This window comes from Lactiplantibacillus nangangensis (assembly GCF_005405065.1).
Taxonomy (GTDB): Bacteria; Bacillota; Bacilli; order Lactobacillales; family Lactobacillaceae; genus Lactiplantibacillus; species Lactiplantibacillus nangangensis.
The window spans coordinates 1-14,820 of record NZ_BJDI01000001.1; the positions used below are offsets into that span (position 1 = coordinate 1).

Annotated in this window: 9 protein-coding genes and 1 riboswitch; of the genes, 5 read left to right on the plus strand and 4 right to left on the minus strand. The window is 44.7% G+C overall.

The window, feature by feature from the left end; all coding sequences use genetic code 11:
- The first annotated feature begins 484 nt into the window (after positions 1–484).
- The gene (locus FFM70_RS00005) at positions 485–1,000 is read left to right on the plus strand and encodes a VanZ family protein (protein ID WP_137614815.1); all 516 of its coding nucleotides are present in this window, start codon (positions 485–487) and stop codon (positions 998–1,000) included.
- 49 nt (positions 1,001–1,049) lie between these two features.
- Here FFM70_RS00005 and FFM70_RS00010 read toward each other — a convergent pair whose 3' ends face one another.
- Positions 1,050–2,039, minus strand: a complete 990-nt coding sequence (locus tag FFM70_RS00010) for a serine hydrolase domain-containing protein (RefSeq protein ID WP_137614816.1) — start codon at positions 2,037–2,039, stop codon at positions 1,050–1,052.
- Between the two features lie 940 nt (positions 2,040–2,979).
- Between FFM70_RS00010 and FFM70_RS00015 the strand changes: the two genes are divergently transcribed.
- Complete coding sequence (locus FFM70_RS00015; RefSeq protein ID WP_137614817.1) at positions 2,980–3,900, plus strand: aldo/keto reductase; 921 nt, start codon at positions 2,980–2,982, stop codon at positions 3,898–3,900.
- A 279-nt stretch (positions 3,901–4,179) separates the two neighbouring features.
- On the plus strand, positions 4,180–4,602 hold the full coding sequence (locus tag FFM70_RS00020; protein ID WP_137614818.1) for a hypothetical protein: 423 nt from the start codon (positions 4,180–4,182) through the stop codon (positions 4,600–4,602).
- Between the two features lie 73 nt (positions 4,603–4,675).
- Here FFM70_RS00020 and FFM70_RS00025 read toward each other — a convergent pair whose 3' ends face one another.
- Positions 4,676–5,905 (minus strand): ArgE/DapE family deacylase, encoded by a 1,230-nt coding sequence (locus tag FFM70_RS00025; protein ID WP_137614819.1) that lies wholly within the window; start codon positions 5,903–5,905, stop codon positions 4,676–4,678.
- Positions 5,906–6,774: 869 nt separating this feature from the next.
- Entirely contained in the window at positions 6,775–8,442 is a 1,668-nt protein-coding gene (locus FFM70_RS00030; RefSeq protein WP_137614820.1) for a BCCT family transporter, read from the minus strand.
- A 1,023-nt stretch (positions 8,443–9,465) separates the two neighbouring features.
- Between FFM70_RS00030 and FFM70_RS00035 the strand changes: the two genes are divergently transcribed.
- Entirely contained in the window at positions 9,466–11,304 is a 1,839-nt protein-coding gene (locus FFM70_RS00035; protein ID WP_137614821.1) for a heavy metal translocating P-type ATPase, read from the plus strand.
- Between the two features lie 296 nt (positions 11,305–11,600).
- On the opposite strand, the gene ade is transcribed toward FFM70_RS00035, so the two are convergent.
- Positions 11,601–13,277 carry an adenine deaminase gene (gene ade / locus FFM70_RS00040; protein WP_137614822.1) on the minus strand — a complete coding sequence of 559 codons (1,677 nt, stop codon included), beginning with the start codon at positions 13,275–13,277 and terminating at the stop codon, positions 11,601–11,603.
- A 70-nt stretch (positions 13,278–13,347) separates the two neighbouring features.
- A riboswitch (purine riboswitch) is annotated at positions 13,348–13,446 on the minus strand.
- Positions 13,447–13,706: 260 nt separating this feature from the next.
- Here ade and FFM70_RS00045 point away from each other — a divergent pair.
- Positions 13,707–14,804: an SIS domain-containing protein gene (locus FFM70_RS00045; protein ID WP_223877385.1), complete on the plus strand. Its 1,098-nt coding sequence runs from the start codon at positions 13,707–13,709 to the stop codon at positions 14,802–14,804.
- Positions 14,805–14,820: the final 16 nt, after the last annotated feature.

Here is a 14,820-nt window from a genome sequence, read left to right on the forward strand (position 1 = left end):
CTCATTTAAAAAGTTGGTTCAAATTTATTAATTGTTTTCACGAATTGACTTCGCAAATGTTTTGCTAACAATCTCGAAGATTGCTAGACCCTACACATTTGATTTGTCGAAACTTTGTTCAGTTTTCAAAGGTCTAATTTGTTGGTTGATTGCCTCAACGCAACTTAATCATCATAGCATCTGAAGCGCTTACTGTCAAATACTTTTTTTCAAAGAATTTAACGGGCTTTTTCAACTATCATTGCCGTTGCGACAACAGAAACTATCATATCAATTATTGAAGAAGTTGTCAACAACTAATTTCAATAATCTTTTTCGTTTCATCAGCGCTTGGCTGACCTGCCGTAGCAGCAACGTATACTAATATACCAATTTGAAATGAAAGTGTCAACAATTTTTGATAACTTTTTTCATAATTTGTCAAAAACACCTCTTTATCTCTATAATAGAGGTCATTATTAGATAGAGAGGAGTGCCATTGCACATGTTAGGCTGGCTACCTTGGTTATTAATGACCATTACAGTTCTTTTCACGGAAATTCACATCTGGCGCTTGCCACTAACAAAGCTTCAGCGGCTTAAACGCAGCGCATTGCTCGGCTTCATCTGGATTTTAACGGCCTTCTGCTACACACCAACCAATTACGATTTTAGTAGTGGCGTTATCCTCCCCTACATTGAGTGGGGACCAACCAAAATCATTTACAACCCGATTCGCGAATTGGATCTTGGCTTTTGGCTCAACGTGCTGTTAACGATGCCTTTAGGTTTCTTAATTGGTTGGAATCGGCCCAAGTTAGCTTGGCGCCGAATAATCCTGTTGGGACTTTTAACCGGGTTGTCATTGGAAAGTGGCCAATTCATCTTAGATTGGCTCGTTCACATTGATCGTTGGATCGACATCGACGACGTTCTCACCAATTGGGCTGGTGTCATTAGCGGTTTTGGACTCTATCAACTTTGTGCGCGGACGCCAGGTCTTCGCTGGCTACAAAAATAAGCAGTTAGGTCCGCTCAGATGAGTCGACCTAACTGCTTATTTTGTTGCACTAGTCTTGATCATTAAAAAACAGATCAAAAACCTGTTGTCGATCACGATTCCAAACTTGGTTATCACTGGTTGGATAGACCCGATTGGTTAAAAGAACTAATCCGACTTGCCGATCTAAATCAAAAGCAACCGCCGTCCCGGTATAACCAGTATGTAGATACTGATGTTTGCCATTGTAACGTTCCCAACCAAGGGTGCGACCTTCAACATCGTATTCGCCTAACCAGTCAAAGACATTTTCATCTAAAACGCGTTTGCCTTGATACTCGCCAAAGTTCAACATCATTTCAATAAAAACGGTTAAATCAGTCAAAGTCGAAAATAGACCCGCATGACCACTCTCACCATTGAGTAAGAACGCCTTATAATCATGGACTTGGCCTTGGATTTGCCCACGACGAGGATCAAACTCGGTTGGCACAAACCGAACCTTAGGCCGATTTAAATTATAGCCGGTGTTCGTCATGGCTAGCGGATAAAGAACATGATCTTGAATGCTCCGAGCTAAAGCACCATCGACGGTCCGAATGATCCAGCCAAGAATAATGTATCCCAAGTCTGAATAAACAAACTTTTCACCCGGCCGATTGATCAGCTTAGCGTCATAAACCGCCGCAATTAAATCTTCACGATTCATATTGGTCAAATTATCAATGTCAGCCGGCAGGCCACTATTATGAAGCAACAATTGTTTAATTGTAATTTCTTTATGGGCAAACCCAGGCAGAAAACGTGCTACGGGATCATCTAAGCGAATCGTATGATCCGAAAGCAATTGAAAAATCCGAGTCGTGGTCCCAACGACCTTAGTTACCGAAGCCAAATCATAAATCATCGATGGATCTAAACCAATTGCAAAGTCATCTTTTCCTTGTTTACCACGATAATACTGGGTCACGCCTTTAGGGGTAATTAGGCTAAACGATGCGCCGTAAATATCACCCGCATCAAGGCAACTCTCAATGTATGCTGCTATTTTATCAATCACGTGTTATCGGCCACCCTTTCATCATCCGTCAGCACGTTAAATCCGTGCGCCATACAGACTGTTGTACCCTTTTATCATAACGAAAATCCGGATAAAAGCAACGCCAATAACTTTTTAAAATTTCAGCACTTTAGTATTGCAACCGCTTACATATTCTGTTAGTATACTAAGTGAGGAAAGGAATTAATCCTCATTAGCAAGCTTCTCAATGAGCATTGGCTGTCGCTGTAATGTTAGGCAGCTAGTAAGACAAGTTAGGGTCGTTATCGAAACCATTTCGGGCGTTGAAAAGCGTTATCGGTCTAGCGAGTGTCGGGAGATTTTACGTTGGATGGCTGAACGTTAACCCTTGAATAAACGATAACCGCAACAGCATCAATTGGTGTTATCTAGACTATCAAGTTTTAATCTTTAGATTAGAGACAGGGTGTCGCCGATGCCAAGTTTAAAGTTCCACTAGTACAGTTCCATTGTAAGCTTCAGGTTTCTAAAAGTTTAAACGGAGGTGCATGTCTGTTACGAAGACATTCCTAAGTTTTAAACGCGAGTTCGGCTTTCGTTAAAACCCGTTTGAAGAGTCAAGAATCAAGTATTTAGGTACTTTTGATCGACTAGAGCAGATAGCTACAATAAATACGGGTTAGTCCGTTAGAAGTTGGACACACGTAAAATTGAATAAGCATGAAGGTGTAACGCATTAAGAACACTGAACAAGTATTTCTTGCTAATATGGATTATTCCTCATAAGTAGAACTCAAGTTGAGAAGCCTTGGGTTCTATTTTTTTGTGCTTTCATCGTCTCGGTCCCCTTTTTCACCAGCAAAATAATCGCAATAACTATTATATAGAAGTAAGTGACTCGTTTTTACAGACCCGCAACCGTTTACATCCCTTTCACTAACCCGTATACTTAACTTAAACTCTAAGGGGGATTTTTCACTTGAAAACAATCAATTTAGGCCAAAGTGGGATGCAAACATCCGCAGTCGCTTTAGGCATTATGCGTATGAATAGTTTAACTGTCGACCAAGCCACCAAAGTACTGGAAACCGCAGTTGATCTCGGCATCAATTATGTTGATTCCGCCGACATCTACGGTGGTGGCGACTCATCAACCATTTTTGGCAAAGCTTTAAAACAATCATCAGTTAAGCGTGACCAACTGTATCTCCAATCCAAAGGCGGTATTGTCCCTGGCAAACGCTATGATTTCTCTAAACAGCACATCATTGAAGCCGTCGACGGTGAACTTAGCCGCTTAGGCGTTGACTACTTAGATAGTTTTCTACTTCACCGTCCAGATCCATTGATGGAACCAGCCGAAGTTGCTGAGGCTTTCAATGAACTTCAGATTAGTGGCAAAGTCCGTCATTTTGGGGTCTCTAATTTTAATCCGATGCAAGTCGACTTACTTCAATCAGCGCTAAATCAACGCTTGATGATCAATCAGTTGCAATTTGGTGTCATGCATACCGGTGCCATCGACTTCGGTTTGCACACCAATATGCAAGATGACCGCAGTATTAACCACGACGGCGAAATCATTGAATACTCGCGTCTGCACCACATGACCATTCAAGCTTGGTCACCTTATCAATACGGTAACTTCGCCGGAATCTTCCTCGACAATCCGAAGTTTCCTAAGTTGAATGACGCCATGCAAGCCCTCGCCGATGAAAAGCACACCAGCAAGAGTGCGATTGCGACTGCTTGGATTTTGCGGCATCCCGCTAAGATTCAAGTCATCTTAGGCACCATGAACCCCAAGCATTTAACTGAGAATGCTGCTGGTGCTGATATTGATTTGTCCCGGCAAGAATGGTACGACATCTACTTTGCTGCCGGCAACGATTTACCTTAATGGTATGTTAGAGGCGTTTGGGCGCAATGCTCAAACGCTTTTTAGTTACTCAAAAAAATACCAACTTGCGTTAAACTCTTGCTGTTTGAAATAACAATTACCAATCTGTTCACGCATTGGCCTGGTTGTTTAGTTAAATTTCGCATAAGAAGCGTTAAATCACCTTAAATTCAAGTTTTTATATTTCGATTTTTAGTAAAACTGCGCTATCATTGACGATGTAAACACCTAAATAAAATCAATAATCATTTTAAATGCATGATCAAGGGGAGCCCTGCTATGTCAAAATTCAACATTACGCTTATCAACGCTGACCGCGCCAAGGCAATGCTGACGGAATATAAGGAACAACGTAAGAATTCGATTCCGCGGTTAGCCCATCCGGGACGCTATATTTTACCGGATTATAAATTAACTCGTCGCCGGGCGGCATTTAAGATCGTCAAACATACCTTCTTAACCCCCCATTACAAATCCTACGTTGCCATGGATTCTGACAATGGCCACACCCTCTGGTTTCATAACTTTGGCTCCCTTACCGAAGCTTTGTTCTGGCTAGAAACTGGCTTAAAGATTAGCGACACGGACTCACATTCAAACTACAAAGAATGGTCCGTTAAGCACGCCGATAAAATTGTCACCTTTAAAGACGCGCTACGTGATCTCAAAAAACAACAACCTGCTAAAAAGAAAACCAAATAAGCAGTCGAGATACCACCAAAACAGCGCCTCAGAAATCAGGTTAAGATTTCTGAGACGCTGTTTTGCTATCCTATTAGCTTTCCCCATTCAAATAAGCTGGGAAGAGCTCCTCATACAACTTAATGAAGTCAAGATACATAGTTGCTGAAATCGACTCATTGGCTTGATGGGACGTAAAGTTACCCGGTCCAAAGACTGTGTAATCGGCGCCTAATGGCCGGTCAATTAAGAATTGCCGCGCATCGGTACCTCCAGCAGCTCCCATGGCGGGAATCGTTTTGTCTGTAATCAACACACCCATCGCTTGAGCTGCTAGTTGCGTCATTTTTTCTTCCGCTGGCGTAAAACTGACCTGTTCTAAATAAGGCTGGCCTAGTCGTTGAATCAAGCGTAGCATCCGGCCATCGGGATCACCGACGACGGGATGAACCGACATTTCAACGTGTAAACTGATGTCACTGCCATTAGCGGCATTATAGTCGGCTAGCGTCGTTTTAAACGTCTTGATCAAGGCGTCATTGCTAATTTCTGGAATCGTCCGCATATTGATTTGTGCTTGAGCTAAGTTTGGAATCGTATTGACCTGATTACCGCCATGGAAAACATCGATATTAAACAACGTTTCCGTGTTCAAAACATCATTCCTAACCCCAGCCGTCAAAGTTTTGACCTTTTCCTGAATCTGAACTAAGGCATTTACTAAATGAGCTACCGCATTGTTGCCCATTTTCGGCATTGAGCTATGTGCTGTCTGCCCTTTAGACGTTAAAGTAACATCGACAGATCCCGCTTGCGCGTAACAAATATTATAACCAGTTGGTTCAGCAATCATTAAAGCGGCCACGTCTTGCATATACCCAGCTGCCGTCAAATCAGCCGCCCCTTGTTCTGCGAATTCCTCACCATATGTGGCTAACAACCGTATCGTCCCATTTAGCGGAACCTGATGGTCTTTTAACTCGATCATCGCGATTACTAAGGCTGCCAAACCACTCTTCATGTCACAACTGCCACGACCGACTAACTGGTCGCCAACCGTGGTCAGGGTAAATGGGTCCTGATTCCACTCAGCGGCAGTGACTGCGACCGTATCCATATGCCCAGAAACAGCTAAAACAGGTTGCCCAGTGCCAACCTCAGCAACCAAATTCGCCCGCTGATCCCCAGCTGGCAGGACTTGGCACTTAATCCCTGCTTGATCAAATAATGTCTTGAGGTAAGTTGCAACTGCTAATTCGTTCCCGTTAACAGACTGAATCTTAACTAATTGGCGTAAAATTTCAATTTTTTCGGCAGATTCCATAAATGCATCCCCTAATCTGATTTTCAATAACTGTACACATCAGTTTAGTCTCATCATAGTCTGATTTCCCCGTCGATACAATTATTGCCAACAGTCATTCACAAAATTCTATCCAACTGATCATTGCACGACCGTCACTAACTACCAGTCATCAAGCTTGGTAGCAATGACCACGCGTTTGTCAGGTGACTTTCAAAAAACGATTCCAATCGCTTACCACGCAAAAAAGGACTTGGTCACCCAAGCCCAACCCAATCATGTCGCCTAGCTCAACAAAACCTGCCGAGGCCCACCTAGGCATCATGACAGCTCCAAATAACTACTCCCCAAACCTGCAATCCTAATCTCTTTTGACCTTGGTTATACCAACCATGACTTAATTCGAAACGGGCTTAAACATTCCAACTCGTACGCTCGATTGCCAATGAACCGCATTGGGTATTGGACCAGTCGTCAATCGGGTTGGTAGTTCTGGCGGTAAGGTGACCGCTCGCAGTCGTTGTTGCCGATGTCGCAAGACTGGTAAACTGGTTGCCGCCGCTGGATTATCAGCGAAAGGAAACGGGATGTGGCTGATGCCACCGAACTAGGGTCCCCCAACCACTAATTAATAAGCCCAATCCTAAAACCGTCATCAATTTACCGAATGTCTTCATCATTAGTAACCACCTTACATTGACTTATTTCGATTACAGTTATGAGTATAGATTGTCGGTGTAAAGGGATGATCACCGTCCGGTAAAGTTATTGTTTAGATTGCGTAAACTAGGGCAAAATTGTCGCTTAAGCTGAAAAAAAGAGGCCTGTATTTTGCATACAGACCTCTCCTGAGTCATTTTAAATTTTAGCCTCGAAACAGTTCACTCAGCCTAATCCGTTTCCGAAGCCGACTTCCGACTGGTACGCCGTTCACCAGCGTAGTCAGATTTCGTCGAGATTTCGACATCGCGCGCCAACGCTTTCCGTTTAGCCGCAACTTTAGCTTTCGCCGCAATTTTAGCCGCCTCTTCCACTGGATCCGTCGTCAAATCATGATAGATGGAAACTAGCAAAATCAAACAGACTGCAATCAATGGGAAGCCCGACATCGCACAAATCGACTGAATAGCTTTGAAGCCACCGACCGTCACTAATCCTAATGAGAACAAGAGGAAGATGACGACCCAGCTCATCCGATTGAAACGACTAGGCTGTTGCCCAACTGATAATTCTTTACTTGTAAATGATGACGTAATAAAGGCAAATGAAGAGACCGTCGTTGCCAAGAAGATGAAGCACGATAAGCAATACAAGGCTAACATGATCATCTTAAGCGGCAAGGTCGTTAAGACGGCAGCAATCACCGCTGCTTGGCCTTGAGTATTCAAAATGTGAACCAAGTTGACGATGCCCATCTTTTGTAAGTACAACGCGTACCCACCAAGGATGGCATAGAAGCTGACACAGCCTAATGAGCCCCATAACAACATCCCACCTAAGACTTGGCGAATTGTCCGGCCACGTGAGATCCGTGCAATGAACAAGCCCATCACTGGCATAAAGGATAACCACCAGCCCCAATAGAAAATCGTTTGGCTTTGCATAGCAGTCATTGGCCCATTTGGTGATGAATTGAAACTTAAACTAACAAATTTATTGATAAATAACCCGATACTATTCGTTTCAGAATTCAAAATATAAGTCGTTGGGCCGACTAACAAGACAACCACTAAGAACCCAATCGCTAACCAAATGTGGGCTGAACTTAACCGGCCAATCCCACGTTTGAGGCCATTAAAGACGGCCGCCGCAAAGATGACAAATAGAATGGCAAATAGTCCAAGCTTTAACGTCATCGTATCTGCGACACCGGTAACGGTACTCAAAACCTTCGAAATAACTGGGATTTCCATCCCAACAGAAGTCCCGACACCACCCATGATGCCGATAATGACTAAGAAATCAATGACATTGCGGGCCAGCTGTTTGGCGAGACCCGGACCTGCTAAAACTGAAATGGCGGCACTGAGCCGTTGTACTTTGACATGCTTCACATACATCGCATAAGCGATCCCAATCGTGGCTGGTGCAAACATCATCCACGCCATAGGGCCCCAGTTAAACTGACCGAGCATGTGCGCATAATTATACGCGGAATTTGAAAATGGCTTGACGCCAAATGATGGACTTTGTAAATAACGCAAAGGATCAGCAATACTCAACATCAAGATGCTGGCATCGATCCCAGTTGCGTAAACCATGCTACCCCAATGGAATGTTGAAAATTCCGGTTTGTCTTTGGGGCCACCTAGTTTCGTTTTACCGAGCTTACTAAAAGCGAGGTAAATGAAGAAGATAAAGTTGATGACGTAAACGAGCATGTACAGCCAACTCATGTTAACCGTCAACCAGTTCAGGATTGAGCCCAAGCCAGTTTCCAAGGATTTACCACCGACTAACAGAAAAATTGAAGCGACAGCGAATAATCCAATCGTTGGTAAGTACACCCACCAATCAATATTCTTGCTTTTTAAAATAATAAACCTGCTACTGAACATATACTTTCTATATCAAATATTCGTGGTTCTGCCTCCCAGCTAACTGGAAGTCCCCACGCGTTAATTTCCGACTAGCAATCGGTACACCCCTCCGAGATTGATTCCTCGGAGCACTCAGTACCCTTATTAAATAAGGTTTAATCGGCATTGTCTGCAGAACTCGGTTTGTGCTAACTCAAAATCAGTAGCAGAATTTCCTTCTTTCCGTTGGTTGAATTCCGCGGGACGCCATACTGACAATTTTTAATTGCATAATCTACGTTGGTATTCACCATATTTAGCGCTGATAGCTAGTGCAAGAGTGTGAGCTGACACGGGTTGCGACTGAGCATTAGGCTAACTAGGTAAGTACTCGGTGCTTTTCCGAGTAATTGCCTAGTTACCCTAAGCGGAGGTCGCAGTGTCGGCGAGCACGTTTCTACTATAATAGTCGAAACGTGCTTACTCAGGCAGCGGGCTCCGCTTGCTACGCCAATCACAGAATGCCAAGAACGCATTATGTGATTAGCTAGGCAATGCTCACCAGCTCCCGCCTTCGCGCACACTCTGACACACAACGTAACGATCAAATTGTTACATTCAATATCTTGCTAATGGATAACCCCCTTGAATTTATCAGATAAGTTAGTTGCATGCAGTCACCTAGCAAGTTTAAATGGTGCCATCATACACAAAAAGGTCGCACGACAGGGTAACAAGTTACCACCTGTACAGCGCGACACCGCTAATACAAATGCTGATTTCAGTATTTATTCTGATATCTGATATTCATCTATTAGTATACTAGCATTAGAAAATATGTAAAATAACCGGTTTGACGGGCGTTTAAGCCTATCACGATAAGCTTAAGCCACCTTTTAACCGGTCATTTTTACCGATTTTTCAGAAAATAAATCTTCTTTTCCGCAAATTATTATGTTTTGTTTAGAACCATTCTTATCTGTTTAAATTAACGATGTTTAGTGTTAACATTATGCTAATCACAAAGGAACCGGTTACAAAATTCAAGAGGAGGGATTATCAATGCGACATTATTACAAATTAACTTTAACTGTTAGTGTCGGAATTGTGGCATTAATCTTAGAATTTGGCTTACATCAACAGTTAGCCGCACAAATAATCATTACTTTGACGGGGTCAATCATGGCCCTCTCCATGTTTGTTGAAATGGTCAAAACATTACGTTCAGGGAAATATGGGGTCGATTTGCTCGCCATTACCGCAATTGTGGCGACCTTAGCCGTTAGTGAATACTGGGCCGGCCTCGTTGTTTTGATCATGCTGACTGGTGGGGATTCGTTGGAAGACTACGCCGCTAAACGTGCCAGCACCGAGCTAAAGGCTTTATTGGATAACTCGCCACGGACTGCCCACCGACTTGTCAATGGTCAACTGACCGATATCGCGGTTGAAGATGCGAACGTTTCAGACCAACTCGTCGTCAAACCAGGTGAGCTCGTCCCCGTCGATGGTCATTTAATCGATGGTACTGCCCTGTTTGATGAATCTTCCTTAACCGGTGAATCCAAACCAGTTGAAAAAGTTGTGGGTGACGACTTAATGTCTGGGGCCGTTAACGGCGACAGTGCTGTCACGATGGTCGTTGACAAAGTCGCAGCCGACAGTCAGTATCAACAACTGGTTAAATTAGTCAAAGAATCTGAAGCTCGCCCAGCTAAATTCGTTCGGCTGGCTGACCGCTATGCAGTCCCATTTACCCTCGTCGCTTACGTCATTGCTGGTGTCGCTTGGGCCATGAGTGGTGACCCGCATCGCTTTGCCGAAGTTTTGGTTGTCGCCTCCCCTTGTCCATTGATTCTAGCGGCACCCGTTGCGCTAGTCTCTGGGATGAGTCGTACGAGTCGAAATGGGATCGTCGTTAAAACTGGGGATATGTTGGAAAAATTGTCCACCGCTAAATCTGCCGCCTTTGATAAGACCGGGACGATTACGAGTGGCCAATTGACCGTTAATAAAATTGTGCCTCAAGCAGCCTTTACCGCTGAGACCGTTTTACATTTAGCCGCCAGTGCTGAACAAAATTCTAGTCATATTTTGGCGCGTTCGATTGTTAAATATGCCAACGATACGCCATTAAGCCCAGCCAATGACTTAGCCGAAGTCACCGGGAACGGGGTCACGGCTCAAGTTGATGATCACGAAGTCAAGGTCGGAAAATTAAGCTTCGTTGACCCAGAAACGGCTCAAAAGCCCTTAGCAGAAACCGCCATTTATGTGGCAATCGATGGTCACTACGCTGGCTACATTACCTTTATCGATAATGTCCGGCCAGAAGCCATCGCCACGTTGCAAGCCTTACACGCAGAAGGCGTTAAAAACGTCATGATGCTCACGGGGGATCAACGCGCGATTGCGGATAAAATCGCCACTGAAGTTGGCATCGATACCGTGCAAGCGGACTTGCTGCCAGCCGATAAAATCAAAAACTTAAAAACCATTCCCAAAGCTGGTCGCCCCGTGATCATGGTCGGCGACGGTGTTAACGACGCCCCTTCTTTAGCGGTTGCCGATGTTGGCATCGCCATGGGGGCTCATGGTTCCACGGCGGCAAGTGAATCGGCCGACGTCGTCATTTTAAAAGACGACCTCAGCCGCGTCGTCACGGCCATTCAAATTGCTAAGGATACGATGGCCGTGGCAAAACAGTCCGTTTGGATTGGGATTGCCATTTGTACAATTTTGATGCTGATCGCCAGTTCCGGGATTATTCCTGCGCTCTTTGGGGCCATGCTCCAAGAAGTCGTCGATACGGTTTCAATTTTATGGGCACTCCGCGCTTTACGTGACCGGCCGCGCCTAGCCATCAAAGCTGCACCAACCAAAACAATTCGTCAAAATTAATGATCGAATTGTGGTAAGCTGGAATGAAACGAAACGGACGTGATTGACTTGCCTAAATGGGTCCTCGATTGGTCAGAAGGCTCCCTAATTTTTATCGTAGTCCTGACACTAGTTTCCGTAATCTTACTAAACGTACCCTTACGTGAAACCATTCCAGTCGACTTTTTCTATATGCTAATAACTTTTTACTTTGCTTGGCGTCGCAGCAAACGCTCAAAATCATAACTCATCAAAAAACAGCCGCTCATCCTAGAAAATCTTTTCTTGGATGAGCGGCTGTTTTAGTTGTGCCGCATTTATTTAATTTCAACTGGGATAAAGTCAAAGGACTCATAATCAAACAATCCACGATCCGTTAATTTCAAGGTTGGAATGACAGGTAAAGTTAAGAAAGACAGGGTGATAAATGGATCAAATGGAATGTCAGTTTCACAAATTTGATTATATGCCGCTTTGATCGTTGCCAATTGTTCGGCTGCAACTTGGTAAGCACTCGCTGATAATAGTCCGCCAATCGCTAGTGGCATATTAGCCATAATCTGCTCATCATCCGCCACTGCAATGCCACCGTTAGTCTTGGTGATTTGGTCGATGGCACGTAAAATTGCCAAATCTGACGTCCCAACCGCTACGATATTATGCGCATCATGTGCGACGGAGCCCGCCACAGCACCGTGTTTTAATTGAAAGCCATGGACCAAGCCAACCCCCACACGGCCGGTATTTTTATGCCGTTCAACAACGACCATTTTCAAAATATCTTGTTGTAGGTCTGGTTGGAAGACGCCATCCGCGACCGGCACGTCGCAAACTAAATGATCCGTTTCAATATGGTTCGGTTGCACGCCAATCACATTCACATGACCAGTCGTTAAAGGTAAGTTCAACTGGGCTAAAGTCGCATGCTGATGAATCCGTGTGGCGGTAAATGGTAACGGCTGAGTCTTGGCTTCCGAAGTGAGCCACTGACCGTTTTTCATGGTACGGGCCACTTTGACCTGCGTCACATCATCTAAGACGACTAAATCGGCCAACTTGCCAGCAGTTAAACTGCCGCGATCGTTGAGTCGATGGGCTAACGCCGCATGATAACTTGCGAGCGTATAGGCTAAAGCGGGGCGCATGCCACTTTGAATCGCCAATTTGACGTTGTAATCGATTGACCCTTCCGTCATCAGATCAGCAATCGTTTTATCATCCGTACAAAAGGCAAAACGACCCGCATTAGCTTCTGTAACGGCGCCAATCGTGCCTAACACATCCCGTTCAACCGTGCCCTCACGTAAAAAGACCCACATACCTGCTTTGACCCGGTCTAACGCTTCAGCCACCGTCGTACATTCGTGGTCAGTATCTAGGCCGGCGTTGCGCATCACGTTTAATTGATGGGGATTCAAACCTGCCGCATGGCCATCCGCATGATAGCCGTGGGCGTTGGCATCACGAATCTTTGCCAGTGTATCTTGATCACCTCGCTCGACAGCGCCGTAATCCATCACTTCGGCCAAGCCGTGCACTTCTGGTTCAGCATATAATGGCCGCAAATCTGCCGCATGCAAAGTCGCACCATTATCATCAAATGGCACACACGGAACTGAGGATGGCAACATGAAAAAGACATCTAGTGGGGTCTGTCGCGCATCATCAATTAAATACTGAATGCCCGCGGTCCCGGCAACGTTCGCTAACTCATGTGGATCAGTCGCAATCGCCGTAACGCCATGTTTCAGCAAAACTTTGCCCAGTTCACTCGGTGCCACCATGGCACTTTCCATGTGGACGTGCGCATCGATCATGCCAGGGACGATCCATTTGCCAGTCGCATTATACTGTTGCGCCGCCACATACGGTTCATCCTTTAAATTACTAATGATCTGCCCATTTTTAATCCACAAACTAGTCGCCTCAAACTCACGCGTTAAGACGTTCAACACTTGCGCACCAGTGATCACCAAATCTACTTTTTCTGTCAAAATCTGCTCCTTCTGCCTATTCAGAAAGAAAAAGAGCCGACTGCAATCCACGGCAAAAAGCGCGCGAATGACATCGGCTCAATTCGCTTATAGTCCAACATTTACGGTGCTGGGTAGAAACTCGCCATCCTTATCATGGCATTATATAGGCAATTAATTTAGTTAATGGTTTTTGTTTGTCAGTAACCTTAGCAGAATTCAGGCGCAATTGCAAACACGAACATTGATTTGACCGAATAACCAAGCCCAATCTCAGTAAAACCGTAACCAATTGAGATGACGACTACCGTTTAGCCGCATCCAAACAGGTTAGTATCCGGATTTCACAACCGTTTGTCGTTGCTTTCACTCGGTAGACCGGCTATGATGTTGATAATTAATCGCATTTAAATTTAATTAACTAATTAATTTTATAAGGAGCCATCGCTCATGATGATGATGAATAATCCCACAATGTTGTCCTATATTCGCCGCGAACAAACAGTACTCGGCAATTTATTAACGGCCTATCCAACCGCGACCTCCCAAGCGCTGGCCAATGTCCCGGCAACTACCGCACACTGGTTGATTTTAACCAATGCTTCCAGTTTAAATGCCGCCAAAAGCGCGCGGCCGTATATGCAAAAAACAGCCAATCTTCAAGTTGACGTCGTTGACGCTGCCGCCTATTTAAACTATGGACATGTCAATCCAGCCATCGACACCATTATCGGCATTTCACTCAGCGGGTCAGACCCACTCACTCTGGCCGCTGTTAAGAAAGCCCAAACTAGTAGCAACGCCACGACAATTGCCATGACCGCACAACTGGAAAGTCCACTCGTGACGTTAGCGCAAACAAGCTTTAACTTGCTGACTGGCAAAGAAACCATTCCATACATTACACTCAGTTACAACGCCATCGTGCTCGCACTGATGTTTTTAAGTTTACGGAGTGCCGCCGACCGTGACTTGCTCACAAAATTAGCCGCCAACCAGGAACTCGATGATTTCGGCTTGATCATTGAGCATATCAATGAAACAATTCAACGCGCCAATGACTATTATCGGAAATTTACGATTGACTTCGGTCTTGCCACCGAGTTTACAAGTATCGGTGCCAGCAGTTTAGCGGGCACCTTAACTGAAATGGAAACGAAATTTACGGAAATCGTTCGCGTTCCGACGCACGGCTATACACTGTCTGAATTTACCCATGGCGGCTATCTCGGTGCTCACGAAACGCACCGCCAATTCTATCTAGAGATGTCCACGCAGCCAGACGTTATGCTAGCACTACAAGCGGTCAAAGCCTACGAATCCCGGTTGACACCACACATTTACACAATCAGCTTTACTGGTGAACAGCCGGAAATTAACGACGAACAAACGTTGCAACTTTATCCAATTGAAGATGGCTTGAAAGTGCCACTCTTAGCCATTATTCCATTCCAAGTGCTCGCTTGGTTCATTGCCAAGGCTAAGGGTATCAATTTATCGCACCCCATTTTCGACGACTTCCAAACTAACTTAACTCCTGAAAAGTAAGCAAGCATTAAAAAAT

What these genes read in the sequence shown, in the direction of transcription:
- FFM70_RS00005 (WP_137614815.1), top strand. Translation starts at nt 485, where the DNA reads ATGTTAGGCTGGCTACCTTGGTTATTAATGACCATTACAGTTCTTTTC.
- FFM70_RS00020 (WP_137614818.1), top strand. Translation starts at nt 4,180, where the DNA reads ATGTCAAAATTCAACATTACGCTTATCAACGCTGACCGCGCCAAGGCA.
- FFM70_RS00025 (WP_137614819.1), bottom strand. Translation starts at nt 5,905, where the DNA reads ATGGAATCTGCCGAAAAAATTGAAATTTTACGCCAATTAGTTAAGATT.
- FFM70_RS00030 (WP_137614820.1), bottom strand. Translation starts at nt 8,442, where the DNA reads ATGTTCAGTAGCAGGTTTATTATTTTAAAAAGCAAGAATATTGATTGG.
- FFM70_RS00035 (WP_137614821.1), top strand. Translation starts at nt 9,466, where the DNA reads ATGCGACATTATTACAAATTAACTTTAACTGTTAGTGTCGGAATTGTG.
- FFM70_RS00045 (WP_223877385.1), top strand. Translation starts at nt 13,707, where the DNA reads ATGATGATGATGAATAATCCCACAATGTTGTCCTATATTCGCCGCGAA.